The organism is Janibacter sp. Soil728 (assembly GCF_001428305.1).
Classification (GTDB): Bacteria; Actinomycetota; Actinomycetes; order Actinomycetales; family Dermatophilaceae; genus Janibacter.
Window position 1 is genome coordinate 240984 of sequence record NZ_LMRZ01000003.1, and the last position, 26366, is coordinate 267349.

At 70.0% G+C, this 26366-nt stretch carries 25 protein-coding genes and 1 tRNA gene; 7 read left to right on the plus strand and 19 right to left on the minus strand.

Annotated elements, in window-relative coordinates; genetic code table 11:
* A complete protein-coding gene (locus ASG73_RS05345) occupies positions 1–1626 on the minus strand; it encodes a DNA cytosine methyltransferase (protein WP_082567026.1) in 1626 nt (541 codons plus the stop codon).
* A gap of 123 nt (positions 1627–1749) precedes the next feature.
* On the opposite strand from ASG73_RS05345, the gene ASG73_RS17455 reads away from it, so the two are divergent.
* On the plus strand, positions 1750–2217 hold the full coding sequence (locus tag ASG73_RS17455) for a very short patch repair endonuclease (RefSeq protein WP_082567027.1): 468 nt from the start codon (positions 1750–1752) through the stop codon (positions 2215–2217).
* A 79-nt stretch (positions 2218–2296) separates the two neighbouring features.
* Here the strand turns inward: ASG73_RS17455 and ASG73_RS05350 are convergent, their stop codons facing one another.
* The 3 genes from ASG73_RS05350 to ASG73_RS05360 all read right to left on the minus strand — a co-directional run bounded on the left by ASG73_RS05350 (position 2297) and on the right by ASG73_RS05360 (position 6437).
* Positions 2297–5209, minus strand: a complete 2913-nt coding sequence (locus tag ASG73_RS05350; RefSeq protein ID WP_055991987.1) for a vitamin B12-dependent ribonucleotide reductase — start codon at positions 5207–5209, stop codon at positions 2297–2299.
* Between the two features lie 95 nt (positions 5210–5304).
* Positions 5305–5766 carry a transcriptional regulator NrdR gene (gene nrdR / locus ASG73_RS05355; protein ID WP_055991990.1) on the minus strand — a complete coding sequence of 154 codons (462 nt, stop codon included), beginning with the start codon at positions 5764–5766 and terminating at the stop codon, positions 5305–5307.
* A 296-nt stretch (positions 5767–6062) separates the two neighbouring features.
* Positions 6063–6437, minus strand: coding sequence for a LysM peptidoglycan-binding domain-containing protein (locus ASG73_RS05360; protein ID WP_055991993.1), 375 nt, complete (start codon positions 6435–6437; stop codon positions 6063–6065).
* 222 nt (positions 6438–6659) lie between these two features.
* Here ASG73_RS05360 and lexA point away from each other — a divergent pair, with 222 nt between their 5' ends.
* Both lexA and ASG73_RS17460 read left to right on the plus strand, forming a co-directional pair.
* A complete protein-coding gene (gene lexA / locus ASG73_RS05365; protein ID WP_055991995.1) occupies positions 6660–7409 on the plus strand; it encodes a transcriptional repressor LexA in 750 nt (249 codons plus the stop codon).
* 28 nt (positions 7410–7437) lie between these two features.
* A complete protein-coding gene (locus tag ASG73_RS17460; RefSeq protein WP_082567028.1) occupies positions 7438–7857 on the plus strand; it encodes a glutaredoxin domain-containing protein in 420 nt (139 codons plus the stop codon).
* On the opposite strand, the gene ASG73_RS05375 is transcribed toward ASG73_RS17460, so the two are convergent.
* Positions 7838–8692 (minus strand): NAD-dependent protein deacetylase, encoded by an 855-nt coding sequence (locus ASG73_RS05375; protein ID WP_055991998.1) that lies wholly within the window; start codon positions 8690–8692, stop codon positions 7838–7840. The two genes, ASG73_RS17460 and ASG73_RS05375, sit on opposite strands and share 20 nt — an antisense overlap.
* Before the next feature lie 46 nt (positions 8693–8738).
* Here ASG73_RS05375 and ASG73_RS05380 point away from each other — a divergent pair, with 46 nt between their 5' ends.
* Positions 8739–9653, plus strand: a complete 915-nt coding sequence (locus tag ASG73_RS05380; RefSeq protein ID WP_055992001.1) for a LysR family transcriptional regulator — start codon at positions 8739–8741, stop codon at positions 9651–9653.
* A 19-nt stretch (positions 9654–9672) separates the two neighbouring features.
* Here the strand turns inward: ASG73_RS05380 and ASG73_RS05385 are convergent, their stop codons facing one another.
* From ASG73_RS05385 to ASG73_RS05405, 5 genes are all read right to left on the minus strand, one after another.
* A complete protein-coding gene (locus ASG73_RS05385; protein WP_055992004.1) occupies positions 9673–11292 on the minus strand; it encodes an ABC transporter ATP-binding protein/permease in 1620 nt (539 codons plus the stop codon).
* The gene (locus tag ASG73_RS05390; protein ID WP_235499363.1) at positions 11289–12473 is read right to left on the minus strand and encodes a DUF1611 domain-containing protein; all 1185 of its coding nucleotides are present in this window, start codon (positions 12471–12473) and stop codon (positions 11289–11291) included. The genes ASG73_RS05385 and ASG73_RS05390 overlap by 4 nt, the downstream gene beginning before the upstream one ends.
* Positions 12474–12656: 183 nt before the next feature.
* Complete coding sequence (locus ASG73_RS05395; protein ID WP_055992006.1) at positions 12657–15053, minus strand: DNA internalization-related competence protein ComEC/Rec2; 2397 nt, start codon at positions 15051–15053, stop codon at positions 12657–12659.
* Positions 15050–15853 (minus strand): ComEA family DNA-binding protein, encoded by an 804-nt coding sequence (locus tag ASG73_RS05400; protein WP_235499364.1) that lies wholly within the window; start codon positions 15851–15853, stop codon positions 15050–15052. The genes ASG73_RS05395 and ASG73_RS05400 overlap by 4 nt, the downstream gene beginning before the upstream one ends.
* A gap of 90 nt (positions 15854–15943) precedes the next feature.
* Positions 15944–16801 (minus strand): DegV family protein, encoded by an 858-nt coding sequence (locus ASG73_RS05405; RefSeq protein ID WP_055992009.1) that lies wholly within the window; start codon positions 16799–16801, stop codon positions 15944–15946.
* 62 nt (positions 16802–16863) lie between these two features.
* Between ASG73_RS05405 and ASG73_RS05410 the strand changes: the two genes are divergently transcribed.
* Positions 16864–17331, plus strand: a complete 468-nt coding sequence (locus ASG73_RS05410) for a carboxymuconolactone decarboxylase family protein (RefSeq protein ID WP_055992013.1) — start codon at positions 16864–16866, stop codon at positions 17329–17331.
* A 20-nt stretch (positions 17332–17351) separates the two neighbouring features.
* Here the strand turns inward: ASG73_RS05410 and leuS are convergent, their stop codons facing one another.
* Together leuS and ASG73_RS05420 are read right to left on the minus strand one after the other, a co-directional pair.
* Positions 17352–20261 carry a leucine--tRNA ligase gene (gene leuS, locus ASG73_RS05415; RefSeq protein WP_055992015.1) on the minus strand — a complete coding sequence of 970 codons (2910 nt, stop codon included), beginning with the start codon at positions 20259–20261 and terminating at the stop codon, positions 17352–17354.
* A 39-nt stretch (positions 20262–20300) separates the two neighbouring features.
* Positions 20301–20978 (minus strand): SanA/YdcF family protein, encoded by a 678-nt coding sequence (locus ASG73_RS05420; protein ID WP_055992018.1) that lies wholly within the window; start codon positions 20976–20978, stop codon positions 20301–20303.
* A gap of 29 nt (positions 20979–21007) precedes the next feature.
* Between ASG73_RS05420 and ASG73_RS05425 the strand changes: the two genes are divergently transcribed.
* A complete protein-coding gene (locus tag ASG73_RS05425) occupies positions 21008–21865 on the plus strand; it encodes an amidohydrolase family protein (protein WP_055992021.1) in 858 nt (285 codons plus the stop codon).
* Here ASG73_RS05425 and ASG73_RS05430 read toward each other — a convergent pair.
* Both ASG73_RS05430 and ASG73_RS05435 read right to left on the minus strand, forming a co-directional pair.
* Entirely contained in the window at positions 21848–22309 is a 462-nt protein-coding gene (locus ASG73_RS05430) for a hypothetical protein (RefSeq protein ID WP_055992024.1), read from the minus strand. The two genes, ASG73_RS05425 and ASG73_RS05430, sit on opposite strands and share 18 nt — an antisense overlap.
* Complete coding sequence (locus ASG73_RS05435) at positions 22306–22644, minus strand: cupin domain-containing protein (RefSeq protein WP_055992027.1); 339 nt, start codon at positions 22642–22644, stop codon at positions 22306–22308. The genes ASG73_RS05430 and ASG73_RS05435 overlap by 4 nt, the downstream gene beginning before the upstream one ends.
* A gap of 76 nt (positions 22645–22720) precedes the next feature.
* Between ASG73_RS05435 and ASG73_RS05440 the strand changes: the two genes are divergently transcribed.
* Entirely contained in the window at positions 22721–23296 is a 576-nt protein-coding gene (locus ASG73_RS05440; RefSeq protein WP_055992737.1) for a peroxidase-related enzyme, read from the plus strand.
* An 18-nt stretch (positions 23297–23314) separates the two neighbouring features.
* Here ASG73_RS05440 and ASG73_RS05445 read toward each other — a convergent pair whose 3' ends face one another.
* From ASG73_RS05445 to rsfS, 5 genes are all read right to left on the minus strand, one after another.
* On the minus strand, positions 23315–23845 hold the full coding sequence (locus tag ASG73_RS05445; RefSeq protein WP_055992030.1) for a DUF488 domain-containing protein: 531 nt from the start codon (positions 23843–23845) through the stop codon (positions 23315–23317).
* A 7-nt stretch (positions 23846–23852) separates the two neighbouring features.
* Complete coding sequence (locus ASG73_RS05450; RefSeq protein ID WP_055992032.1) at positions 23853–25025, minus strand: benzoate/H(+) symporter BenE family transporter; 1173 nt, start codon at positions 25023–25025, stop codon at positions 23853–23855.
* A 63-nt stretch (positions 25026–25088) separates the two neighbouring features.
* Positions 25089–25164, minus strand: a tRNA-Ala gene (locus ASG73_RS05455).
* An 81-nt stretch (positions 25165–25245) separates the two neighbouring features.
* Positions 25246–25977 carry a histidine phosphatase family protein gene (locus ASG73_RS05460; protein WP_082567029.1) on the minus strand — a complete coding sequence of 244 codons (732 nt, stop codon included), beginning with the start codon at positions 25975–25977 and terminating at the stop codon, positions 25246–25248.
* A complete protein-coding gene (gene rsfS, locus ASG73_RS05465; protein WP_055992035.1) occupies positions 25974–26363 on the minus strand; it encodes a ribosome silencing factor in 390 nt (129 codons plus the stop codon). Before rsfS ends, ASG73_RS05460 begins: the two co-directional genes overlap by 4 nt.
* Positions 26364–26366 lie beyond the last annotated feature (3 nt).

Here is a 26366-nt window from a genome sequence, read left to right on the forward strand (position 1 = left end):
TTACCGGCTGCGGGCGATGGAACCTGCGGCAGTCAACGCCAATTCGGAGTCAGGTCCACGTCCCGCCTCGGACGTCTGGAGAAGCTCTGAAAGAACCAGCCCGATTGCATAGCCAAGAAGCGGCGGAACCGCGTTGCCCACCTGGGTGTACTGCGGCACTTGGTACTTCCGCCGCGGCCCACCAGTCGTCGGCAGCGAACGGAACTCAAAGTCGTCAGGGAACGACTGGATCCTGGCCATCTCACGGACGCTCAGTGTGCGCGGTACGTCGTAGTGGCAAGCGTCGTCTGGAATCGACAGGGCAGCTGGTGCAGGGTGACCAGCACGGAGAGCTCGCTGTGTCCGCTTCCGCGTCCGGAGCCCCTCGACGGCGCGCTTCGCTTCCGACACGGACCGGACCTGACGCCCATCTACCCCATGAAGCCCGACTGCCATGAGCTTCGCCAACGCCGTATGACCGGGCGGGGCAACGTCACTGTTGGCCGACTTGAGGTACTGACGGACAGAGTGCGCCTCCCCCTCGTCGCCTGCAGCGATCAGGGCTTCAAGGGCCTGATAGAGCACGAAGCGGGCCTCGACCCTCACAGTGTGGCTGCGGTGCTCATTGTTCAGCGTCTGGCCATCGGGCCTCGGTCGTGCGCGGTTCAGTTTCGGGTTGAAGCGGTGGTTGATGTCCTGCACGTACTCGGATGGCGTTCCGCCTGACTCAAGGTCGTCGATAGCGTCTCGGACAGACACCGGCGTGGCCGATTTCAGTGACAGATTCCCCAACGGGGATGCTCTGTACCGTTCGATGACGTCGGGCTTGGTCAGGTCCACAATTTCGTGGCGCTCTGGGTCGAAGGGCACGTCACGGTGAATGTCCTCCAAGAGTTGCTTACCCATGGACAAGGCTCCACGTGCTGTCCCGAGCGCGCGTGCCACGCTTTCCACGAGGTCCGACCTCACGGCGATCATGAGGTACCGGGGGCGGTTCTGAGCCACCCCAACGTTGCGGGCATTGACCTGCAAGCAGATTGGCGCATAGCCGATGGCTGCGAAGGCCTTGGCCACCTCAAACCACGCGTGGATGCGCCCGCTTCCCTCGGTGAATGGCCTGAGGATTCCAGACACGTTCTCCAGCAGGGCCACCTTTGGCTGGTGCACCTCCACGAACTTGGCGAACTCCCAGGGTAGTCGATTCCTGCCGTTGCCAAACTCTCTGAGTCCCGCCATCGAGAAGCTCTGGCAAGGTGGCCCGCCCGAGACGATGTCCACGTCCTCTACAAGCTTCCCGCGTGAGCCCACGACCTCATTCAGGTGGCGAATGTCTCCGACGAGCAGGCGGCCTTCGAAGTCGTCTACGTCCTGCAGTTCCTTCGTATAGGGAGAGCCTCCGTAGGTCATGGGGTCCTCGAGCAACCGACGCCGATCGAAGGGGTCCTCGTATGCGCTCCGGAGCCACAGTGCCTTGCGTTCGCGGGCGCCCCCACCATCTGAGGACAGGTCCAGCCCAAGGAGGTTGTACGCGTAAGACTCGGCTGCCATGGGAGACAGTTCGTTGGCGAGGCGGCGCTCGTGGCCAGCAGCTTGCAGGCCCAGCGACAGCCCTCCACAGCCTGCGAACAACTCTACATACCCGCCCATGTACCACCCGTTCCTCAAGCCACAACCGTCTGGACGTCACTCTAGGCGCAGGGCGTGGAAGCTCCGGTATCGACTCACAGGCCATTCCGTGTGAACATGAAAGTCCCAACGGAAGGCTGACCAATGGTTGACGCCGTTGAGTCAGGACGAGTTCCACCGTCGCCAGCGATCAGCGCAAAGTTCGCGGCACTTAGACGGTCGGATACTGTGCCCGAGATCCGTCTGCGCCGTGAGTTGCACGGACTTGGTCTGCGCTATCGAGTCCAGTACCGCGTTCCAGGACTGCCACGACGTCGCGTCGACATTGCATTCACGCGCGCACGCCTTGTCGTCTTGGTGGACGGCTGCTTCTGGCATGGCTGCCCCGAGCATGGGCCGATACCCAAGACCAACACCCAGTGGTGGCTGGAGAAGTTCGAGAGAAACCGACTCCGCGACCGGGACACAGATCAACGACTTGCCCTTCTCGGGTGGACCGTTGTCCGGGTCTGGGAGCACGAGCCTTCTGAGGCGGCGGCCAGTGAGATCGAACGGGTCTACCGGGCACTCATCAGACAGGGGATGCATCCACCTCGTCCCTCCAATCGATGACCGCGAGGATCACCACCAGCCCCCAAGAAAGGGGGCCCACCGGCAAAGCCGGTGGGCCCCCTTCGATCACTTACTCAGATCAGCTGCAACCGCTGGTCGAGCCGCAGCCCTCGCAGACGTAGCAGGAGCCGGCGGGACGCATCTTGGTGCCGCAGGTCATGCACATCGGGGCGTCCGAGGCCTTGCCCTGGAACTTCTCCATGAGCTCGGCCGAGGAGTGGACGGTGGCGTCGACCGTGCGGGCAGAAGCGGCACCAGCACCGGACTGGTCGGCGATGGTCTCGTCCTTGGCAACCGCCTCGGGCTTGGCCTCCTTGACCTCACTGGTCGCGACACCCTGGCTGTAGCTGTCGTCGTCGTAGTCCGAGTCGCTGTCGTCCGAGGACGAGGCCTCGTACGACCCGGTCTCGAGCTGACGGGCACGCTCCTCAGCGGTGTGGATGCCCATGAAGGACCGCGTGTCGAAGTCCAGGTAGTCCAGCGCCAGGCGACGGAAGACGTAGTCCATGATCGACTGCGCCATCCGCACGTCCGGGTCGTCCGTCATGCCGGCCGGCTCGAAGCGCAGGTTGGTGAACTTCTCGACGTAGGTCTCCAGCGGCACACCGTGCTGCAGCGCGATCGAGATCGCGATGGAGAAGGCGTCCATCAGACCGGCCAGGGTCGAGCCCTGCTTGCCGAACTTCAGGAAGAGCTCGCCGAGGTCACCGTCCTCGTAGGTACCAGCGGTCAGGTAACCCTCGGCCCCACCGACGGCGAAGCTCGTCGTCTGCGAGGAACGACGCTTGGGCATCCGGCGACGCAGCGGGCGGTACTCGACGACCTTCTCGACGGGCGCGGCATCGGCGGCGTCCTTCGCGGTCTTCGCATCCTTGGCGGTCGAGCCACCGTCAGACAGCGGCTGACCGACCTTGCAGTTGTCGCGGTAGACCGCGAGCGCCTTCAGGCCGAGCTTCCAGCCCTGCATGTAGACGTCCTCGATCTCCTCGACCGACGCCGTCTCCGGCAGGTTGACCGTCTTGGAGATGGCACCGGAGAGGAAGGGCTGGACCGCAGCCATCATCCGCACGTGACCCATCGGGGCGATCGCACGCGCACCCATGGCGGTGTCGAAGATCTCGTAGTGGTCCTGCTTCAGACCCGGGGCGTCGATGACGTGACCCTTGTCGGCGATGTACTCGACGATCGCCTCGATGGTCTCCTCGGTGTACCCGAGCTTCTTCAGCGCACGCGGGATCGTCAGGTTGACGATCTGCATCGAGCCGCCACCGACGAGCTTCTTGAACTTCACCAGCGAGAAGTCCGGCTCGATGCCGGTGGTGTCGCAGTCCATCATGAAGCCGATGGTCCCGGTCGGGGCGAGCACCGACGCCTGGGCGTTGCGGTAGCCGTTCTTCTCGCCGACCTTGACGACCGCGTCCCACGCCTTGGTGGCGACGGCGTGGATGTCCTTGTCCATCGTCTGCAGGGTGCGGATCTGGTCGTTGGCCGCCTGGTGCTTGCGCATGACCCGCTTGTGGGCGTCAGCGTTGCGGGCGTAACCGTTGTAGGCGCCGACGATCCCGGCGAGCTCGGCGGAGCGCTTGTAGGACGCACCGGTGAGCAGCGAGGTGATCGACGCGGCCAGCGCGCGGCCACCGTCGGAGTCGTAGCCGTGGCCCGTCGCCATGAGCAGTGCGCCGAGGTTGGCGTAACCGATACCCAGCTGGCGGTAGTCGCGGGTGGTGTCGCCGATCGACTCGGTCGGGAAGTCCGCGAAGCAGATCGAGATGTCCATCGCGGTGATGACCAGCTCGGCGACCGCCTGGAAACGCGCAGCGTCGAAGGTGTCGTCGTCCTTGAGGAACTTCAGCAGGTTGAGCGACGCCAGGTTGCAGGAGGAGTTGTCCAAGGACATGTACTCGCTGCACGGGTTGGACGCGGTGATCCGGCCCGTCTCCGGGTTGGTGTGCCAGTCGTTGATCGTGCCGTCGTACTGGATGCCCGGGTCGGCGCACTCCCACGCGGCCTTGGCGATCTTGCCCATGAGCTCACGGGCGTCGACGGTCTCGATGACCGAGCCGTCCTTGCGGGAGGTCAGACCGAACTCGGTGCCCTCGTCGACCGCGCGCATGAACTCGTCGTTGACCCGCACCGAGTTGTTGGCGTTCTGGTACTGGACCGAGGTGATGTCGGACCCACCGAGGTCCATGTCGAAGCCCGCGTCGCGCAGCGCACGGATCTTGTGCTCCTCGCGCGCCTTGGTCTCGACGAACTCCTCGATGTCCGGGTGGTCGACGTCCAGGACGACCATCTTGGCCGCACGACGGGTCGCGCCACCGGACTTGATGGTGCCCGCCGAGGCGTCGGCACCACGCATGAAGGAGACCGGGCCGGAGGCGGTGCCACCGGAGGAGAGCAGCTCCTTGGAGGAGCGGATGCGGGAGAGGTTGAGGCCGGCGCCGGAGCCGCCCTTGAAGATGAAGCCCTCCTCCTTGTACCAGTTGAGGATCGAGTCCATCGAGTCGTCGACCGAGAGGATGAAGCAGGCGCTGACCTGCTGCGGGCTGGCCGTGCCGACGTTGAACCACACCGGGGAGTTGAAGCTGAAGATCTGGTGCAGCAGCGCGTAGGTCAGCTCGTGCTCGAAGACCTCGGCGTCGGTGTCCGCGGCGAAGTAGCCGTGGTCCTTGCCCGCCTTGACGTAGGTCAGGACGACCCGGTCGATGAGCTGCTTGAGACCGGACTCGCGCTCCGGCGCACCGACCGCACCGCGGAAGTACTTGGTCGTGACGATGGTCGAGGCGTTGACCGACCAGAAGTCGGGGAACTCGACACCGCGCTGCTCGAAGATCGTCTCGCCGGTCTTCCAGTTCTGCTGGACGACGTCACGCTTCTCCCAGGTGACCTCGTCATAAGGGTGCACGCCCTCGGTGGTGTGGATGCGCTCGATGGTCAGGCCCTTGGGGCGGGACCCGCGACGGGTGCTGGGCTTGCCGGCGGTCTCGGTCATGCTGATTCTCCTGGTCAGGTCTGGCTGGTCGTGCGGGCTACTACTCACGGTGTCACCGGGTACCGACAGCCCACTCGCATGTCGGCACCCGGGGTCTAGGGGGTGGTGGCGGCGTGCTCGCGACGCAGGGTCGCGATCGCCGACTCGAAGTCCTCGAGCGAGTCGAAGGACTGGTAGACGGAGGCGAAGCGCAGGTACGCCACCTCGTCCAGGTCACGCAGCGGCACCAAGATCGCCATACCTACCTCGTGGGCATCGATCTCGGCGCTCCCCTGCGATCGGATGCTCTCCTCCACGCGCTGGGCGAGGAGGGCGAGCTGGTCCTCGGTGACCGGTCGACCTTGGCAGGCCTTGCGGACACCGGCCAGCACCTTGGCCCGGCTGAAGGGCTCGGCCGCCCCCGATCGCTTCGTCACGGTCAGGCTGGCGCTCTCGAGCGTCGTGAAGCGACGGCTGCACTCGGGGCACTGACGACGACGCCGGATGGCGCTGCCGTCATCGGTCGTGCGGCTGTCGATGACCCGGGAGTCGGTGTGACGGCAAAACGGGCAGTGCACGGCCGGATCTCCCTTCGCCTGTGGATGGTGCGGTGGACAGAACTGGGGATCAACCCCGATTTCTGTGGACAACTGCCGTCAGCCTGTGCACTAGATGTGGACGAATGACAACTGTGTAACCACAAGATGTAGTGACCATTAGACGCCTCCGCACAAGAGGACGCAAGTCCTGCGGCCAGACCCGTCGGTGAACGGCACATCGGCCACCTCCGAGGGGGACGGAGATGGCCGATGGCCGGCCCGGGCTGGGTCGGTGGGCCCGGAAGGAAGGGGGTCGCCGTCGCCGGCGAGCGGGGTCAGCGCGTCGGGATCGTCAGCGTCTGACCGGCGTGGATGTGGGTCGTGGAGAGCCCGTTGGCCACCTGGATGCTGGCCACGGCCTTGGCCGTCGGCACGCCCACGAGCTCGCTCGAGGCGATCTGGCTCAGCGTCTGCCCGGGCTCGACGGTGATCTCCTGCGGCGCGGCGGCGGGCCCGGCGAAGGCGAAGGTCGCACCGGCGATGCTCGCGGCGGCGAGCACGGAGGTGGTGATGGCCAGGCGGCCGCGACGGGTCAGCCGCGTGCGAGGGGTCGGGCGTGCGACTACTGCGTCACCGGTGGGCAGGGAGACGAGGTGGCGCGAGCGCGCGGGGACGTCGATGCGGATCGGGGTGGCGGTGAGAGCGGTCATGCGAATCCTCCTCGGTGCGGTTCTGTCGAACCGGTGTTCGATAGAACGTCTGTACGATGTCTAGCACGGGTGTTCGAAGAAAATCAACAACACGCTCGAACAGATGTTTGAAATGCCTGTTCGAACGCCCTACTGTCTTCACTACCGAGAAGTTGACCAGCGAGCACCGACAACGCTGGCGAGACCTCGGTCCAACCGGACACGGACGAAGGGGTCGAGAGCATGAGCGGCACGGACGAGGACAACATCCACCAGCTGCCCGAGCGAGACACGGGCGATGGTCTGACCGTCCGCCAGCGCAAGGTGCTGGAGGTCATCCGCAATGCCGTGGCGACCCGTGGCTACCCGCCGAGCCTGCGCGAGATCGGTGAGCTCGTCGGCCTGACCAGCCCCAGCTCCGTGGCCCACCAGCTCTCCTCCCTCGAGCGCAAGGGCTACCTGCGCCGCGACCCCAACCGGCCCCGCGCCATCGAGGTCATCTCTCCCGACGGCCACGCCGCTCCCCCGGCCGAGGTCACCGACCTGGGCGGCATGCGCGGCGGCGCCAGCACCGCCGACGAGGTCGTCGACCCCACCGGCTCCGGCGACGACCGCCCCGAGGCCAGCTATGTCCCCGTCCTGGGTCAGATCGCCGCCGGTGTGCCGATCACCGCCGAGCAGGTCGTCGACGACGTCTTCCCCCTGCCGAAGCAGATCGTCGGCGAGGGCTCCCTCTTCCTGCTCAAGGTCGTCGGCGACTCGATGATCGACGCGGCCATCTGCGACGGCGACTGGGTCGTCGTGCGTCAGCAGCCCAATGCCGACAACGGCGACATCGTCGCGGCGATGCTCGACAACGAGGCAACGGTCAAGACCTTCAAGCGCACCGACGGCCACCTGTGGCTGATGCCCCACAACCCCGCCTTCGACCCGATCGACGGCGACCACGCGACGATCCTGGGCAAGGTCACCGCGGTCCTGCGCAGCCTCTGAGACGCCGACTCTCTGGGACGCTGACTGCATGAGTCGATGGTGGCCGGCGCTGACCGGCGTGATCGCGAGCGTCCTGCTCGTCGTGCAGTCGTCGCTCACGGGTGACCTGTCGAGACTCGTGCTCGCCGTGGGCTTCCTCGTCCTCGCGTGGTGGCTCTCACCCCTCAACGGGCGTCGCGGCCCGCGGCACGCCGACATCGACACCCACCGTGAGGACTTCCCGGTCGTCATCTACTGGCGACCGGGGTGCGTCTACTGCCTGCGGCTGCGTGGCGCCCTGGGCAAGGACAAGGGCAAGGCGACCTGGGTCAGCATCTGGGCCGACGAGGAGGCCGCCGCCTTCGTCCGCTCGATCAATGACGGCAACGAGAGCGTGCCGACCGTGCGCATCGGCGAGCAGGTGCACACCAACCCCGAGCCCGAGCTCGTCAGGGCCGCGTTGCGCTGACCCCGCGCCCGCTGACGTCAGCGCTGGACAGGAGCTCCACGAGCGAGCGAAGGGAGTCCCCCAGCTCCTCGTCGACGCGGTGGTCGACGAGGTCGTCACCCCTCGTCGGACCGCGCGTGATCAGGGAGACCGGGATCCCCCGCTTGGCCGCGTGCCGGACAAATCGCAGCCCCGACATCACCTGCAGGGAGCTGCCGAGCACGAGCAGGCTGGGCGCCGTGTCGACCAGGTCGTAGCAGTGCTGCACGAGCGGTTTGGCGACCGCTCCGCCGAAGAAGACGACATCCGGCTTGAGGGTGTCGGCCCCGCACGCCTGGCAGAGCGGTGTGTGGAACCGCTCCACGTCCACGCTGTCCAGACGCACGTCACCATCAGGGCGGATCTCGTCGCTGTCGACGTCGAAGCCGGGGTTGTCCGCAGCCATCCGCGCATCGAGCGTCGGACGATCGACGCGAGCCTCGCAGGTCAGGCAGACGACCTCGACGAGGTTGCCGTGCAGCTCCACGACGTCGCTCGTCCCGGCGGCCTGGTGCAGGCCGTCGACATTCTGGGTGATGAGCGGACCGACCGTGCCGAGCTGCTGCAGGCGGGTGACCAGGTGGTGCGAGATGTTGGGCCGCGCCGCGTGGAAGCGGCGCCAGCCGACAAAGCTGCGCGCCCAGTACCGCTGCCGTGCCTCGCTGCTGCCGACGAACTCCGAGTAGTGCATCGGGGTGACCCTGCGCGTGCCGTCGGGCCCGCGATAGTCAGGGATCCCGCTGTCGGTCGACATGCCGGCGCCGGTCAGCACGAGAGCCGGTCCGGCCGTCAGCACACGGGCGATGTCCTCGATCACCCGACCAGTATGGGCGCCTGGGGCGGGCCCGACCTACGATGGCCCCATGATCGACGCCGCAGGGCTGCGCGTGATGCGGGCCATCTCCGAGGAGGGCAGCTTCACCGCGGCCGCTCTTGCCCTCGGATACTCCCAGCCCGCCGTCTCCCAGATGGTCAAGCGCCTCGAGCAGCGCACCGGAACCGTCCTCGTCGAGAAGGTCGGCCGCTCGGTCCGGCTCACGGAGGCGGGCGCCGTCCTCGCCCGGCACGCCGCCCCGGTCCTCGCAGCCCTCGACGCCGCCGAGGAAGAGGTCGCCGCCATCGCTGGCCTGCGCGCCGGGCGGGTGCGCCTGATGGCCTTCCCCTCCTCTTCCGTCACTGTCGTCCCCCGGGCGCTGGCCGCCGTGCGCGCCGAGCACCCCGACCTGTCGGTGCAGTTCGCCGAGGCCGAGCCTCCGGAGTCGCTGACCGCACTGCGCGCCGGGGAGGTCGACCTGGCCGTCGCCTTCACCTACGACGGCAGTGACCTGGGCCGTGGTGAGGACCTCGAGGGCTTCGTCGTCCACCCCCTGCTCGACGAAGAGGTGCGTGTCGCCCTGCCGCGCGACCATCCCCTCGCCGCCAAGGAGACGGTCTCGATGACCGACCTCACCGACGAGGACTGGATCGCCGGGTGCGCCCGCTGTCGCGGCCACCTCCTCAAGATCGCGCATGACGCCGGCTTCGCCCCCAAGGTCGCCTTCGAGACCGAGGACTACGTCGCGGTGCAGGGCTTCGTCGCGGCCGGCCTCGGCGTCGCACTCATCCCCGACCTCATCCGGGCCGCGACGTCCAACCCTGATGTCGTCATCCGGCCGCTCGACCCGCAGAGCCGCCGGCGCATCCACGTCGTCACCACCGAGGACCTGCTCAAGGTCCCGGCCGTCGCCGCGACGCTCCAGGCCCTCATCGCCTCGTCCAAGGTGGCCCTGCCGGCCTGACCTGCACCCTGACCCACGGTCAGTCCTGCAGGCCCCACTCCCGCCAGCCCCGCTCGGCGTCCAACAGCTCCTGCGGACGGTCCGTCGCAAGGACGACCACGCCCGGGTAGTCGGCGAGCTGCGCGCGCAGCATCGCCCGGCCGTCGGTGCCCAGGTCGTCGTCGACATGGTCGAGGACGAGGAGCGGCGGCTGGCCGAGCATGGCCCGCGCCACCCACAGGCGGGCGATCTCCTGCCGGGTCAACGGCTCACCCCCACGCCGAAGGGAGGTCCGCTCACCCTGCGGCAGCTCGGCCACCCGCTGCCCAAGACCGACCGCGGCGAGGGCCGCAGCGCCCTCCCCTTCGTCGAGGTCGGGCCTGCGGTAGCGCACCGCGCGGCTGATCGCTCCTCGCTCCAGGCGCGCGCCGACTCGGGCGTGCCCGACGCGGCGGCGGCGGTTCTTGGGGCCGGTGTGGGCGAGGTCCTTGCCGTCGACGCAGACGCTGGTCCGACCATCGAGCGATGGCAGGACGAGCTGGTCGAGGATCTCCCGCGCGTGCCAGGGAGCGGCGCTGCGCACGAGGACGCGCTCCCCCGGCTCGACCACAAGCGCCGGGAGGGGCCGCTCGCCGACCTGCAGACCGCTCACGAGAACCCGCCCACCTGCGCTGGGGGCGGGATCCTGCACGGGTGCGGTGCGCGCCGGGCTCGTCTCGGCGAGCAGGGGCGCGATGATGCGGCGGGCAGCCCGGTGGTTCTGCCGGTACTCCACGACCCGCCCCATCTCGGAGACCGGCCCCGCGAGGATGCCGATGATCGTCAGGGCCACGGCGACGGCTGCGGTGCCGACCACCCCCAGGGCACCGAGCATGGCCGCGCCTGCCGACCCGGCGACCGGGGCGACCAAGGCCGCGGCGCGCAGGGCTCCCGCGGTCCGCGATCGGTGGACGGCAGCATCGACCACCCTGGACCCGGTCCGGTCAAGGGCACGCAGCTCGCGCTCGACACCGCCGGCGGCGGCGATGCCCGGTGCGGCCGTCACCGTGTCGGCGACCCGCGCGGCCAACGATCCCCGGTGACGACGCAGCTCACGGGCCCGCTCGTAGGCCGGCCCGGAGATGAGCGCGAAGATGATGACGAGCACGATGAGGGGCGCGGCGACGACGACCGCCAGCTGCCAGCCGACGACGACGAGCGCAGCGATGCATCCGAGCGCCAGTGGCACGAGGGCGATGAGCGGCGCGATGCCGAGGGAGACCCAGTTGCGCACGCTCGCCAGATCGTTGGTCGAGCGGGCGATGGTGATACCGAGTGAAGGAGCCGAGGCCGAGGTCATCGCGTGGCCGACGAGGCCGCGGCGGATCTCTTGGACGTAGTCCTGGCCCAGCCTCTCGGCGGCAACCCGGTCGACATAGCGGGTGGCGCCGAGCCCGACGAGGGCCAGCAGGAGGATGCCCAGGTCGACGAGGATCTCGGGGGTGGGCCGGCCGACGTCACCGAGCAGCTCACCGACGAGCAGCCCTGCCCCGACGGCGCAGGTGCTGTGGGCCAGTGCAGTGGCGACGAGCAGGGCCATGGTCCCCCGCCGGTCCCCACGCAGGAGCGGGGGCATCGGCGGGGTTGTCTCGACCTCGATCTGCTCGGTGTCGTCAGTCACGATGCGAGGAGTCCGCTCGCCAGCAGGCCCTTCGGCAGGAGGCCGAGCGCGGTGTGCGGCTCGCGCAGGTCGAAGGTGCCGATGACGGGGACGGAGAGGACCTGGCCGGCCTCGCTGGTGGCCAGCGGCGACGAGGTCACGACGCCCGAGACCGCGGAGGTGGTGACCCCGGCCGCGTCCAGCACCTGCATGCCGGCGACGGCACCGAGCGCGTCCTGCGAGGCGAAGACGACGCGGTCGACCCGCTCGTGGAAGGCGGGGTCCTCGAGGAGGCGACGGGTCTCCTCCTGGTAGACGCCGTCAGCGACCTCGATGATGACGACGTCCGGGCCGGTGGCGGCGAGCTCGTCGACCATGTCGACGAAGATCTCCCGGATCCGCTGATCGCCGAGGCGGTAGGTCGTGGCGTGGCCGAAGTCGGTGAAGTCAAGGACGGTCGACGCCCCCGCGTCGCGGAAGTGGTGGGGGTCGTTGCCCGCGCCGGTGCCCGTCGACTTGCCTGCGGCGACCTGCAGGCCCGCGGTGACGAAGCCGTTGACGATGGAGCCGAGGACGGTGGACTTGCCGGAGTTCATCGACGAGCCGAAGACGGCGATCACGGGCGGTCGGCCGGCGGTCGGCGCCGGCGCCCTGGTGGCGGTGGACCCGAGCGGGGCGAAGCGGTCGAGGGTGACCCGGCCATGGCGGTCGGCGAGGAGGCCGAGCGGCTCGATGCGGGTGGCGCCGTCGATGCTCGCGTGCATCTCGATGACCTGTGAGGCGAGGCCACCACCGGCGACGAGGTCGGCCGGCGCGAGCGACTCGGGGACGTGCGCGAGGAACTGGTCGGGGGCGTAGCGGTCGCCGTATGCGACGAGGATCTCGCGCCCGGGGAAGAGCAGCTGGCGACGCGAGACGGGGCTCTCGAGGCGGGTGTGCTTGCCGATCTCGACCACGCGGGCGAGGACGACGTCACCGGCCCGCGGGACGACGTCGCTGCCGAGCTCCAGGTGGTAGCCGTCGGCGGAGGACTCGATCGCGACGGCGACGAAGCGGGTCGTGTACGCCTTGAGCACCCGGCGCAGCCGCATCGGGTCCATGGACTGCGTGTGGCGGCCCGGCTGCATCGCGGTGGTCGACCGGTCGGCCGGGGCGGTCTGCACGTCGGTGGTCTCGCTCGGGATGAGGTGGGTCGTCGTCATCGTGGGCTCCTGTGGGTGCGCCGCCGGGGCGGTCTCGGTGCGGTCGAGGGGGGTCCTGCGGCCACGAGGTACAGACAATCGCGCCGCCGTGAAGCGATGATGAGGTCTGGATGAGAACCTCCTCATCCACCGGACACCCGCCGTTCGCCTTGCCCTGCGGGACTACCGAGAGATGCTGCAGGACTACTGGGAGGTGAGGACGGCCGGCCCGTCAAGGACCGCGATGTCCCCGTCCTGATCGGTCCGCAGGACTCGCGCCCCGTGATCGCGTGCCCAGCGCAGCGCCGTCGGCGTCGGGTGGCCGTAGGTGTTGTCCTCGCCGACGCTGATGATCGCCACCGGGGCGGCCACCTCGTCCATGAGCTCTTCGTCAAGATTGCTCGACCCGTGGTGGGGCATCTTGACCAGATCCAGGTCGGCCGCCGCGGCAGCCATCGTCGGATCGCGCCTCATCGCCAGCAGCATCGCGTGCCCGGCCTCCCGCTCGACATCACCCAGGAGGAGCGCCGAGAGGTCGCCCACCCGCACGTGCAGGACGAGGCTCGCGTTGTTGGCCGCCGAGCCGCCGCCGACCACCCGCGCCGGCCACCACGCCGTGGCGCTCACCTCTCCCAGCTCGACGTGGTCGCCTGCGACGACGGGCGTCACCGGGATCGAGCGGTCGGCGGCCAGGGCGCGGACCTGCCGCGCGGCCCACTGCGGCTCCTCGACAGGCGTGACGAAGATCCGCCCGACCGGCCGGTCACCGATCGCTGCCTCGAGGTCGCCGACGTGGTCGTCGTGGAAGTGCGTGAGCACCACGGCGTCGAGCGTGCGCACCCCCAGTCGACTCAGGCAGCCGTCGATGCCGCCGCCCTCGGGACCGACGTCGACGAGCACCGCGCGCCCGGGGCCGGAGGCGAGGACCAGCCCGTCGCCCTGACCGACATCGCAGGCGACGATGCGCCAGTCCGGTGGCGGCCAGACAAGAGTGCGTTGTGGCAGGGAAGAGATGGCGACCACGACGACGAGCGCGAGGGCCACGAGTGGGCTGGCTCGCGAGCGCCGGATCGTCCACGGGCCGGCCAGGATCGCGAGCGTCGTGACCACCGTGAGGAGCACCGCACCGAGCGCGCCGTCGGGCCACGGGAGGGCACCACCGGGCACGTCGGCGCCCACCCTCGCCGTCCACGCGATGGCCAGGGCGAAGGGGGCCCCGCACCATCCCACGAGCGTCGCCAGGGTCGTGCTGAGCACCGCGACGAGTGCGATGCTCACGCCGAGGACCGTGGCCGGGGCGACGAAGGGGGCGGCCACGAGGTTGGCGACGACCGCGATGAGGCTGACATTGCCCTGGAGCAGGACGATCACCGGTCCGCAGACGAGCTGGGCAGCGAGCGGGATGGCGATCGCGGGGCCGATGAGGTGCAGTCGCGGCGGCAGGTGGGCGTTGATCGCGGCCGACCACGGCCGGACGAAGAGCAGCAGCCCCAGCGTCGCGAGCGAGGACAGCACGAAGCCGTAGGACCGGGCCAGCCACGGATCGAAGGCCAGCAGCACGAGGATTGCCGCGCAGAGCGCGGGGGTGCCGGATCCCCGGCGGGAGGAGCTCATGCCCAGCAGGCCGATGGCGCCCATCGTCGCGGCGCGGATGACGCTCGGCTCGGGGCGGGCCAGGACGACGAAGAAGGCCAGCCCGGCTCCGGCCACCCACGGCCGCCACCGCCGGCGCACACCACCGACTCGACAAGCACCCACCAGTGCCGCGAGGACGACCGCGACATTGGAGCCGCTGACGGCGGACAGGTGCGACATCCCGGTGACGAGCATGTCGTCGGTGAGCTCCTGCGGGGTGAGCGAGGTGTCGCCGATGACGAGCGCGGGCAGCAGGGCTCGGGCATCGCTCGGGAGCGGCTCGACCGCTTCACGCATCCCACTGCGGAGGTGCTCGGCTGCGGTCCGCACCAGCGACCGCTCTCCCATCGGCTCTGGTGGACCTCGGGGACTGAGCAGGGCCACCTCCGGGTCCGCCGGGTCCGCGGGAGAGAGCTTGCCGGTCAGCGAGATCCGGTCGTGCCAACCCACGTCAGCCCACGCCTCCTTGGCCCGGACGAAGACCGGTGCGCTCACCGACGTCGTCACCCCGCGCGCGGTCACCGACTCCAGGCGTACCCGGAGCAGGACCTGCCGGGGCGGGTCGCTGCCCGAGTCACCACGCGCCCGACCGGCGCGCACGACCGGCTCGGTGAGGACCACCCCGTGCGCCTGCACCATCGCCCCCTGCGCGACGAGCTCGTCGATCGGCCCGACCCGACGAGTGGCCTCGTGGGCCGCCGACGAGCCCAGGACCAGCACCGCCGCGACGAGCCCCAGGGCCACCGCCCCCGGGCCGTCACGCCGCCACGACGGCCGAGCGTGCCGACCTCGATGTCGCACCCCTGCAGCGAGCGCGACCAGCAGGAGTGCCACGGCGGCGAGCGCGCCCACGATCCGCTGCTGCCCCGACCAGGACAGGGCCCAGGCGCCGAGACCCCAGGCGCTCAGGCACGGCAGGAGGAGCCGTAGGTCGAGGACGGGCGGCTCCTGCTGCGCGGCACTCACACGGTGACCTTGGGCGAGAGCTGGGCATAGGTCTTGTCCCCGATGCCGCTCACCTCGCCGAGCTCCTCGACTGCGGTGAACTGCCCGTGCTCGGTGCGCCAGTCGAGGATCCGCTGGGCCAGTACCGGCCCGACACCGGGCAGGGTCTCGAGGGTGGCGAGGTCGGCGGTGTTGAGGTTGACCGGGCCGTCGCTCGCGCCCGGTCCTGCTGCGCCCGCACCTGTCGGCCCCCCGGCCCCCGTCGGCGCGGCACCCACGACGCTCTCCCCCGGCGCCGGCACGACGACCTGCTCGCCGTCGACGAGCTGCCGGGCGAGGTTGACGCCCGTCAGGTCCGCCCCGGAGGTGGCACCGCCCGCCTCCTCGAGCGCATCGTCCACGCGCGAGCCTGCGGGCAAGGTGATGACCCCCGGTCGCCGCACCTTGCCGACGATGTGGACCGTCACCCGTGCTGGCGTCGACGTGCCCGCCGCAGCCGTTGCTGGCGTCGTAGTGGCCCCGGGGAGCGTGCCGGTACTCGGCGCACCCGCACCCGCAGTCGCACCCGCACGCGGCGCACCGGCGTCGCTCCCTTCGCCCATCGTCACCGGCTCGGGTGCCGCATCACCTCGCGCCAGGACATACCGCCCAGCCAACATCGCCACGGCGAGTGCGACCACGAGCGCCACACCGATGATCGCCTGCCGACTGACGCCATAACGGCCGGTCGCGAGCGTCGAGGGCAGCTCCAGAGGGCGGGGGTCGCGGTCCCCGTCGAGGATCTCGGTCACCCGGACGGAGGGTTCGCTGGCGCGGCTCATGGCAGCGACGCTAGGGAGCCTCCCCGGCCCCGGGATGCACCCTGCCCCCGATGTGGATCACCGCGACGACGGGGCCGCGGGTGTGGATCGTCAGTCGCGGATGCGCGGGACCGCCGCGACACCGATCGTCCCGAGACCGACGTGCGAGGCGACCGTCGCGCTGAGCCGCGTCGTCTCCACCCGAGTGCTCAGGGCATCGGCCAGGGTCCTCGCCAGACCCTGCGCGCGCTCACCGGCGTCGACGTGCTGCACGGCGATGTCGACACCGTTGGCCCACTCGGGCAGGTTGTCGTAGTAGTCCACGGTGAGCGCCTGCAACCGGGCGATCGCCTTACCGGCCGTGCGCACCCTCTCCAGCGGCTCGACCTGGCCGTCCTGCACGTGCAGGACCGGCTTGAGCGCGAGGGCCGAGCCCAGCAGCGCCGCGGCACCGCCGATGCGTCCGCCCCGTCGCAGCCGCTCGAGGCTGTGCACGAGCAGCCGCACGGAGGACCCGTCCAGGCGCCGCTCCAGGCGCTCCAGCACGTCCTCGACGTCGCGCCCGGCGGCCGCATCCCGGCTGGCCTCCACTGCGGCAAAACCGACCGCCATCCCGATCGTCCGCGAGTCGACGACGTGCACCGGGACGGGTGACTCCAGGGCTGCCGAGCGCGCGGAGTCGGCCGTCCCTGACATCGCGGTGCTCAGGTGCACGGAGATGATCGCGTCGGCTCCCCCCTTCGCTGCCTTCTCGTAGGCCCTCAAGAAGCTGATCGGGGCCGGCCGCGACGTGGAGATGTCGACCTTGCGGCGCAACGCGTCGACGACCCAGTCGGTCCCCACGTCATCGCCCTCGACCTGGTCCTGCCCGTCGACGACCACGTGCAGGGGCACGACGGCGATCCCGTGCTCGCTGCGCAGCTCGTGCGGCAGCGAGGCGGTCGAGTCGGTGACGACGGCGATACTCACGAGGCGAGCGTATCGACCGCGCGCCGACGAGGCATCGGACGTCCGCGGCTAGCCTGACGAGCATGTCCACGACCCAGCGTCTGCCCTACCTCGACAAGACCGTGCCGGAGGCGTGGAAGGCCCTCAACGCCCTCGCCCTCAAGGTCTCCGCCGCCGCCGAGGCCGCCGGCCTGGAGCGCGAGACGATCGAGCTGATGAATGTGCGGATCTCGCAGCTCAACGGCTGCGCCTTCTGCCTCGACATGCACACCCGGATGGCGCTGGAGGCTGGCGCCACGATCCAGCGGATCGCCCAGCTGCCCGCGTGGCAGGAGTCGGCGATCTTCGACACCGTCGAGTGCGCGGTCCTGCACGTCGCCGAGGTGACCACGACCCTGCCCGACGCGCAGGAGCGAAGGGCGGCGCTCGCCTCCGCGCGCGACCTGCTGGGCGAGGAGGCCTTCGCGGCCATCGAGTGGGCAGCCGTGACGATGAACGCCTTCAACCGGGTGTCGATCCTCTCCGAGCACCCGGTGCGGTCACGCGCCTGAGCGGCGCGTGACCGGCCACCTCAGGCAGTGACGATGTTGACCAGCTTGGGGGCGCGCACGATGACCTTGCGCACGCCGCCCTCGGTCGCGGCCTTGATCTTGTCGCGGTCGAGCGCCAGCGCCTCGAGGTCGGCCTCGCTGATGTCCGCGGGGACCTCGACGCGGTCGCGCACCTTGCCCTTGATCTGGATGACGCAGGTGACGCTCGACTCGACCATCTTGCTCGGGTCGGCGACGGGGAAGGGCTCGCAGCTCAGCGAGTCGGAGTGACCCAGACGCGACCACAGCTCCTCGGCGAGGTGCGGCGCGATCGGGGCGACCATGAGCACGAGCGGTTCGATCGCCGCACGCGGCACGTCGCCGAGCTTGGTGAGCGCGTTGTTGAGCTCGATCAGGCGGGCGATCGCGGTGTTGAAGCCGAGCGACCCGTAGTCCTGGGTGACCGCGGCGATGGTCTGGTGCAGCAACCGCTCGGTGTCGGCGTCGAGCGCGGTGTCGACGACGTCGACCTCACCGCTCTCCTCGTCGATCACGTTGCGCCACAGGCGCTGCAGGAAGCGCTGGCTGCCGACGACGGCACGCGTCTCCCACGGCTTGGACTGCTCCAGCGGGCCGAGCGACATCTCGTAGACGCGGAAGGTGTCGGCGCCGAACTGCTCGTACATCTCGTCCGGGCTCACGGCGTTCTTGAGCGACTTGCCGATCTTGCCGTACTCCTGGGTGACCGACTGGCCCTGCCAGGTGAAGGTCGTCGACCCGTCGTCGCCAGAGTGCTCCTCGACCTCGGCAGCCGGCACCGGCTGCCCACGGTCGTCGCGGTAGGCGTGCGCCTGGATGTAGCCCTGCGAGAAGTACTTGCGGAAGGGCTCCTCGCTGCTCACGTGGCCCAGGTCGAAGAGGACCTTGTGCCAGAAGCGGGCGTAGAGCAGGTGCAGCACAGCGTGCTCGACGCCGCCGATGTAGAGGTCGACGCCACCGGGGTCGCGGGTCCCGGCGGGGGCGCCGGGGACGGCCTCGTCGCGCGGACCGACCCAGTAGGCCTCGTTGGCCGGGTCGACGAGCGCCTCGGAGTTGGCGGGGTCGAGGTAGCGCAGGTAGTACCAGCAAGACCCTGCCCAGTTGGGCATCGTGTTGGTCTCGCGGCGGTACTTCTTGACGCCGTCGCCGAGGTCCAGCTCGACCTCGACCCACTCGGTGGCGCGGCCCAGCGGCGGCTCGGGCTCGCTGCTCGCGTCGTCGGGCTCGAAGGTGCGCGGGCTGTAGTCGTCGACCTCGGGCAGCTCGATCGGCAGCATCGACTCGGGGACCGCGTGCGCGACGCCCTCCTCGTCGAAGACGATCGGGAAGGGCTCGCCCCAGTAGCGCTGGCGGGAGAAGAGCCAGTCGCGCAGCTTGTAGTTGATCGTCCCGCGGCCGAGGTCGCGCTCGTCCAGCCAGGTCGTGATCGCGGCCTTGGCCTCGGTGACGTCCAGCCCGTCGAGGCTCACGTCGTCATTGCTCGAGGCGGTGGCCACGCCGTCCCCGACGAAGGGAGCCGACTCGTCGATCTGACCGTCGCGCGGCGCGATGACGTGCCGGATCGGCAGCTCGAAGGCGGTGGCGTAGTCGAAGTCGCGGGAGTCGTGCGCTGGCACGGCCATGATGGCGCCGGTGCCGTAGCCCATGAGGACGTAGTCGGCGACGAAGACGGGGACGCGCTCGCCGTTGACCGGGTTGGTCGCCCAGCCGCCCGTGAAGACGCCCGTCTTGTCCTTGGTCTCGATCTGACGCTCGACATCGCTCTTGCGGCCGGCGGCGTCGCGGTAGGCGGCGATGGCCTCCGCGGGCGTCGCCGCTCCCCCGGTCCACGTGTCCTTGGTGCCCTCGGGCCAACCGCCCTGCGGGACGAGGGAGTCCACCAGCGGGTGCTCCGGTGCGAGGACCATGAAGGTCGCGCCGAAGAGGGTGTCGGGGCGGGTCGTGAAGACCTCGATGCCGTGCTCTGCGCCGTCGGCGCCCTGCGCCGCGAAGGTGACCGCGGCGCCCTCGCTGCGGCCGATCCAGTTGCGCTGCATGGCCTTGACCTTGTCCGGCCAGTCCACTCGGTCCAGGTCGTCGGCGAGCCGGTCGGCGTAGGAGGTGATGCGCATCATCCACTGGCGCAGGTCGGCCTTGAAGACCGGGTAGTTGCCCCGCTCGGAGCGGCCGTCGGAGGTGACCTCCTCGTTGGCCAGCACGGTGCCCAGGCCCGGAGCCCAGTTGACCGGAGCGTGGCTGGTGTAGGCGAGGCGGTAGTCGTCCAGGACGGCGGAGCGCTCCGGACCGGACAGCTCGTCCCAGGTGCGGGTCTCCCCCTTCGGCAGGGCGCGCTCACCGGAGGCGAAGGAGGCGATGAGCTCGTCGATCGGCCGGGCCCGACCACGCCCGCCGTCGGGACGCTCGGCGTCCTCGTCGTACCAGGAGTTGAAGATCTGCAGGAAGATCCACTGCGTCCACTTGTAGTAGTCCGGGTCGATCGTCGCGAAGGCGCGGCGGTCGTCGTGACCCAGCCCGAGACGGCGCAGCTGGCGCTTCATCGTCACCATGTTGGCCTCGGTCGTCACCCGCGGGTGCTGACCGGTCTGGACGGCGAACTGCTCGGCCGGCAGGCCGAAGGCGTCGTAGCCCAGGCAGTGCAGCACATTCTTGCCGAGCATCCGGTGGTAGCGCGCGTAGACGTCCGTCGCGATGTAGCCCAGCGGGTGGCCGACGTGCAGCCCCGCGCCCGAAGGGTAGGGGAACATGTCGAGGACGAGCATGTGGCCCTCGTGCTGGCTCACCCGCTCCGGCTCGGCCCACGGGCCGGCGGGGTTGGGCGCCCGGAAGGTGCCGAGCTCCTCCCAACGGTCCTGCCAGCCGGTCTCGATCCGGCCGGCCATCTCCGCGGTGTAGCGGTAGGGCGTCTCGCTCATCTGTGGTGCTTCTCCCGGGGTTGACGATCGGGCTTCAGACTACTTGTCGTCCGTCCGGGCCTGCGCCAGCGCATCGGTGATGCCGAGCTCCACGTCCCCGAGGACGGGGTCGCGGCGGCTGAGCACGTCGAGCGTCGCCTTGACGTTGGCGAGGTACTCGCGCTGCTCGCCCGCGCGGTAGGGGCCGGTGAAGCGGCGCGCGCTGTCGTCCCCCACCCCGACCGTGTCCAGGCCGATGGCATTGCAGACCGCGACCGCGCGGGGTACGTGGTAGCTCTGCGAGACGATGATCGCGTCGGGGACCTCGAAGATCCGCTTGGCCCGCACGCAGGTGTCGTAGGTGTCGCGCCCGGCGAAGTCCATGACGACCCGGTCGGTCGGGACCCCTGCCTCGACGAGGTGGTCGCGCATGGCGGTCGGCTCGTCGTAGGCATGCGTCCGGTTGTCGCCGCTGACGAGGATCGCGTCGACGCTGCCCTGCTCGTACAGCTGCCGGGCGATGTCCAGCCGACCCTCGAGGAAGGGGGTGGGGCGGCCCTCCTCGGTCAGCCCGGCACCGAGGACTATCGCCACCGACCGGTCGGGTGCGTCCGCGAGCCCGTGGACCTGCCCCGACGCGCTGCGCGCGACCCAGACATTGGGTGCCACGACCGCGACCGCGGCGAGCGCCACGACGCCCCCCAGGGCCCACCACCGGCGTCGTCCCCTCAGCTCCATGCCCGGAACCTAGTGCCTAGGGTGTGCCCATGACCGCTCCCGATCTCCCGGAGATCATCGACATCCACACCCACTTCATGCCCCAGCGGGTGCTCGACAAGGTGTGGGCCTACTTCGACTCGGCCGGTCCCCTCCTCGGGCGGGCGTGGCCGATCACCTACCGCGAGGACGAAGGGGGGCGCCTGGCCGCCCTGCGAGCGCTCGGTGTGCGGGCCTTCACCTCGCTCAACTACGCCCACCGGCCCGGGATGGCGCAGTGGCTCAACGACTGGTCGAGCGAGTTCGCGGCGCGGCACGACGACGTGCTGCACTCGGCGACCTTCTACCCCGAGCCGGGGGCGGCGGAGTACACCGCGGCCGCGATCGAGGGTGGCGCCCGGATCTTCAAGGCGCACGTGCAGGTCGGTGACTACTCGCTGGCCGACCCGCTCCTGGACGACGTGTGGCGGGTGCTGGAGCGCAGCCGCACCCCGATCGTCATGCACGCGGGCAACGGACCGGCGCCCGGACGCTTCACCGGGCCGCAGGCCGTGCGCGACCTGCTGCAGCGCCACCCGGGTCTGGTGCTCGTCATCGCCCACATGGGTATGCCCGACTACCGCGACTTCCTCGACATCTGCGACGAGCACCCCGATGTGCACCTCGACACGACGATGGCCTTCACGGACTTCACCGAGGAGATGTCACCCTTCCCCCGCGAGCGCCTGGACGACCTGGCCGCGCTCGGTGACCGGGTGCTCTTCGGCAGCGACTTCCCCAACATCCCCTACCCCTACGAGCACGCGGTCGAGGCCGTGCGCGGACTGGGTCTGGGCGCGCAGTGGGAGCGCAAGGTGTTGCACGACAACGCCGCTCGGCTCTTCGGGATCTCAGCTTCGCAGGTGTGACAGCAGCATCCCGACGGGGATGCTCACCGCGAGGACCAGCAGCATCGCGCGGTAGGCCAGCCCGACGACGCGCGGGATGCCATCACCGGGGCCGCGCGCTCCGGCTCTCAGGGCGAGGACCAACGCGACGACGAGCAGCACCGACCCGAGGTCGACGAGCAGCGGCGTCGTGACGAGGGTGCCGCCGATGACCAGAGCGCTGCCGAGGTTCCACCCGGCCAGCTGCACCCAGCCGGCCCGGTCGTCCGTGGCGTCAACCGCCCGCAACCGGCCCATGACGTGCTGGGCCACGCCGACGACGAGCACGAGGTAGGCCGCAGCCCAGCTCCCCTTCGCCCAGTCCATCGGGCCGGTGACGGCCGCGACGAGGCCACCGAGGACCACGCCCAGAGCGCCGAGGGCGGTGAGCGCGCGAGCAGGTACGGATGTCGGGGCGGTCGTCACCCAGCGCTGCCGGTGCCGACGCTGAGGAGCACGACGGCGTCCTCGAGGGCCAGCAGGTCGTGACGAGCCGGCGGGATGACGAGCATCTCCCCCGCGCCACCCTCCCAGGTCTCCTCCCCTGCGGTCAGCCGCACCCGCCCCTGCAGCACCTGCAGCGTCGCCTCCCGCGGGCTGTCGTGCTCGGCGAGGGCCTGGTCCTGCAGCAGGGCGATGAGCGTCTGACGCAGCACGAAGTCATGGTGGCCGTGGACCGTCACGGCGCTGCGTCCGGCGGATCCCTCTCGTGCCTTGCCCAGGTGCTCCTGCGCCAGATCGGTCAATGACAGCGATTCCATGACAACTCCTTCGACGGGGATGCGTCCTCCCATCCTGCCCCTGTCCCGCTCCTTCCCCAGCCGGTACGTTGCCGTCATGGGTCAACAACAGCGTCCGATCTCCTTCCTGCGTGTCCCCGACGTCGACGACGTCCCCGAGGGCGTCCAGCGTCTGTGGACGAAGTCCAAGGAGGCCTTCGGCTTCATCCCCAATGTCTTTCGGGCACAGGCCCTCAACGGCGCCCAGTTCGAGGCGTGGTGGCGCTACTTCAACCTCCTGGTCAACAAGGAGGGCCACCTGAGCAATGCCGAGCGCGAGCTCATCGCGGTCGTCGTCAGCGGCATCAACCAGTGCACCTACTGCGCCGTCTCCCACGGGGCCGCCCTGCGGGAGTACTCGGGCGACCCGGTGATGGCCGACCTCGTGGCGGTCAACTGGCGCCAGGCCGAGCTGAGTGATCGTCAGCGGGCGATGGCCGAGTACGCCGAGCTGCTCACGACGGCACCGGGATCCGTGGAGGCAGCCGACCTGGAGCCGCTGCGCGACGCCGGCCTGGATGACCACGAGATCCTCGAGGCGGTCCAGGTCATCGGGATGTTCAACATGACCAACCGCGTCTCGAGCGCCCTCGGCATGGTCCCCAACCACGAGTACCACTCGCAGGCTCGCTGACCTCGCTCCTCGTCGAGCTCACTCCTCGTCGTCGGTACCGGGGTAGGTCACCCGGGTGCCGTCGACGACGGCGAAGGAGGTCAGCGTGTGCTCCTTGGGCGCGCTGCCCCCGATGACGTCCAGGACGGTGACGCCCCGCACGACCAGGGCGTCCCCGACGAGGGAGCGGTGGCAGCGCCACGGCACCGCCTCGGCGCACATGATGACCGGCGACTCCTCGTCAGCGATCTCCAGCAGCTGCGTCAGGCCCCGGTCGAACTCCTCGGTGCCCATGTGGTCGGCGTAGCCCTGGAAGGAGGCATTGCGCCACTGCGTGTTGACCGAGTCCGGTCGGCGCTTGCGCAGGCCGCCCAGCTCCTTGACGTACGTGTAGCCCAGCCCCGCGTCCGCCAGCGATGCCTCGAGCGCGTCGTGCGAGTACTGCGGGTTGTGCCGCGACTTGGGCACGGTGCGGATGTCGACCACCCGCGTGATGCCGAGCTCACGCAGCAGCGCGATGAACTCGTCGACGGGGCGGGTCGAGTGGCCGATCGTGTGGACGGTGCTCACCCACTCATCATGCACGCGCCCTGTGGGAGCGCAAGACACCCCTGACGACGAGCCCCGCGACGATGGCCCAGAAGGCGGCGCTGATCCCGGCGATCGCGATCCCCGAGGCGGCGATGACGAAGGTGGTGACGGCCGGGACGTGGTCCGCGGGCTCCGCGAGGGCCGCCTTGAGCGAGACCGCGAGCGTCCCCACGAGGGCCAGCCCGGCGACGGCGGGGACGACGCCCTCCGGGGCCAGCGAGACGAGGGTGGCCAGGGCAGCCGAGGCGATGCCGATCGGGACGAGGAGCACGCCCGAGGTGACGCTGGCGATCCAGCGACGTGAGGTGTCCTCCCCCGCCTCCGGCCCCGCGGCGAGCGCTGCGCTGATCGCGGCGAGATTGATGCCGTGGCCGCCGGCCGGCGCTCCGACGAGCGTGCCGATGCCGGTGACGAGCATCGAGCGCTGCCACGGCACCTCGTAGCCGAAGCCACGCATCACCGCCATGCCCGGGACATTCTGCGAGGCCATCGTCACGAGGTAGAGCGGGACGGCGATGCCGACCAGTCCTCCGGTGGTGAAGGCAGGGGCAGTCAGCTCCAACCTCGGCACCAGCGCCGCAGCATCGAGGGGCGTCCCCGAGCGGACGAGGTGGACGGCGATGACGGCGGCCGCGGCGACGAAGGCGAGCGGCGAGGCCCACCGGGGCAGGAAGCGCAGCGCGAGCAGCCAGACGAGCACGACGGGTCCCACGGCCCACGGGTTGGCTGCCATGCCCGTCACCGGGCCGAGGCACAGCTGCAGGACGATGCCGGCGAGCATCGCTTGTGCGATGGCTGCGGGGATCCGGGTGATGAGGGTTCCCAGTGCCGGGACGAGGCCGGTCGCGAGGACCAGGGCACCGGTGACGACGAAGGCACCCACGGCAGCAGGCCAGCCCCCGTCGACCATGCCGGTGGAGGCGAGCAGCGCCGCCCCGGGCGTCGACCACGCGATGGTGACCGGCAGTCGGGTGGAGAGCGACAAGGCGATCGAGCTCAGTGCCATGAGGACGGTCACGGCCATCAGCCCGCTGGCGGCCTGGGCACGGCTGGCGCCGACCGCCTCGAGACCGGCCAGGACGATGACGAAGGCACTCGTGAAGCCGACGAGGGCCGTGACCACTCCGGCGCCAACGGGTCGGAGGGTGGCATCGCGCATGGGCGCAAAGGTACGGGAACGACGAAGGCCCGGACCTCGCGGTCCGGGCCTTCGTGCTACCACTGGTGGAGCTGAGGGGATTCGAACCCCTGACCCCCTCCATGCCATGGAGGTGCGCTACCAACTGCGCTACAGCCCCGAGTGGGTTTCCCCCGAAGGGGACTGCCAGACTATATCCATAGGCCCCCCTCGTTCACCAAATCGAATGGTGCTCAAGGGCTCAGAGTCCTACGGCAGAGGCATTCCACTGGGTGATCCGCCACCCGGAGCGGCCGGTCATCGTGGTCGCACCCTCCTCGAGGACAGCCCAGTGACAGTTGCCGAAACCGCCGAGCACCCGCCAGGCCGTGGACTGGTCGAGCCCGACGAGCTCGGCGACGAGCGAGCGCCCGGTGACGCCGTGGGTGGCGATGACGACGCACTCCCCCGGGTCCATCGACGCCAGGAGCTCGTCGAGGGCAGCGCGGGTGCGCGCGCCGACGTCGGCCAGGGACTCGCCGTGGCCGCCGCGCTTGAAGTCCTCGCCGCTGATCAGCTTGTCGGCGTCCTGCGGGTACTGCGAGTACACCTGCGCGGCCGTGAGGCCCTGCCAGCCGCCCGCATGGATCTCACGCCAGCGCTCGTCGGTGCTCACCGGGAGGCCACCGCTCGCTGCGGCCACCTCCTCGGCGGTGTCGCGAGCGCGCACGAGGTCGGAGGAGACCACGCGGGTGGGACGAAGGGAGGCGATCGCCGCGGCAGCGGCACGCGCCTGCTCACGACCCAGGTCGGTCAGCTCGTGGTCGAGCTGTCCCTGCCAGATGCCCTTGAGGTTGGAACCGGTCTGTCCGTGCCGCAGCACGATCAGGCGCCGGGGATCCCCCTTCGTGCCGCCCGCGGCCTCCGCCGAGACCCGACGGGTGGCCTCGGCCCCTCCTGAGGAGGCCGCCCGCGGCCGTCTCGAAGGGCTCACTGCTGGCCTTCGGCCTGCTGCGAGCCCACCACCCCGACGTCCAGGTGCGGGCAGTCCCGCCACAGGCGCTCGAGGTCGTAGAAGTCCTTCTCGTCGTCGTGCTGGGCATGCACGACGAGGTCGCCGAAGTCGAGCAGGACCCACCGGCCGGGGCCGTAGCCCTCACGGCGCAGGGTCTTGGTCTCGGCTTCTTCGCGAAGGGTGTCCTCGACGGCCTCGGCGACGGCCTGGACCTGCCGCTCGTTGTCGGCGGAGACCACGAGGAAGATGTCCGTCAGGGGCATCTGCCCGGAGACGTCGAGTGCGGTGATGGTCGTCGCAAGCTTGTCGGCCGCCGCACGGGCGGCGAGAGTCGCAAGGTCGATGGCGTGCTGGGTGGCTACCACGGT

Excerpts from the sequence above, each read along its gene's own strand:
- ASG73_RS05400 (WP_235499364.1), bottom strand. The coding sequence starts at position 15,853 with ATGAGCCGCGCCAGCGAACCCTCCGTCCGGGTGACCGAGATCCTCGAC.
- ASG73_RS17455 (WP_082567027.1), top strand. The coding sequence starts at position 1,750 with ATGGTTGACGCCGTTGAGTCAGGACGAGTTCCACCGTCGCCAGCGATC.
- ASG73_RS05345 (WP_082567026.1), bottom strand. The coding sequence starts at position 1,626 with ATGGGCGGGTATGTAGAGTTGTTCGCAGGCTGTGGAGGGCTGTCGCTG.
- ASG73_RS05450 (WP_055992032.1), bottom strand. The coding sequence starts at position 25,025 with ATGCGCGATGCCACCCTCCGACCCGTTGGCGCCGGAGTGGTCACGGCC.
- ASG73_RS05435 (WP_055992027.1), bottom strand. The coding sequence starts at position 22,644 with ATGGAATCGCTGTCATTGACCGATCTGGCGCAGGAGCACCTGGGCAAG.
- ASG73_RS05350 (WP_055991987.1), bottom strand. The coding sequence starts at position 5,209 with ATGACCGAGACCGCCGGCAAGCCCAGCACCCGTCGCGGGTCCCGCCCC.
- ASG73_RS05410 (WP_055992013.1), top strand. The coding sequence starts at position 16,864 with ATGTCCACGACCCAGCGTCTGCCCTACCTCGACAAGACCGTGCCGGAG.
- leuS (WP_055992015.1), bottom strand. The coding sequence starts at position 20,261 with ATGAGCGAGACGCCCTACCGCTACACCGCGGAGATGGCCGGCCGGATC.
- ASG73_RS05380 (WP_055992001.1), top strand. The coding sequence starts at position 8,739 with ATGATCGACGCCGCAGGGCTGCGCGTGATGCGGGCCATCTCCGAGGAG.
- lexA (WP_055991995.1), top strand. The coding sequence starts at position 6,660 with ATGAGCGGCACGGACGAGGACAACATCCACCAGCTGCCCGAGCGAGAC.
- ASG73_RS05390 (WP_235499363.1), bottom strand. The coding sequence starts at position 12,473 with ATGACGACGACCCACCTCATCCCGAGCGAGACCACCGACGTGCAGACC.
- ASG73_RS05360 (WP_055991993.1), bottom strand. The coding sequence starts at position 6,437 with ATGACCGCTCTCACCGCCACCCCGATCCGCATCGACGTCCCCGCGCGC.
- ASG73_RS05420 (WP_055992018.1), bottom strand. The coding sequence starts at position 20,978 with ATGGAGCTGAGGGGACGACGCCGGTGGTGGGCCCTGGGGGGCGTCGTG.
- ASG73_RS17460 (WP_082567028.1), top strand. The coding sequence starts at position 7,438 with ATGAGTCGATGGTGGCCGGCGCTGACCGGCGTGATCGCGAGCGTCCTG.
- ASG73_RS05440 (WP_055992737.1), top strand. The coding sequence starts at position 22,721 with ATGGGTCAACAACAGCGTCCGATCTCCTTCCTGCGTGTCCCCGACGTC.
- ASG73_RS05425 (WP_055992021.1), top strand. The coding sequence starts at position 21,008 with ATGACCGCTCCCGATCTCCCGGAGATCATCGACATCCACACCCACTTC.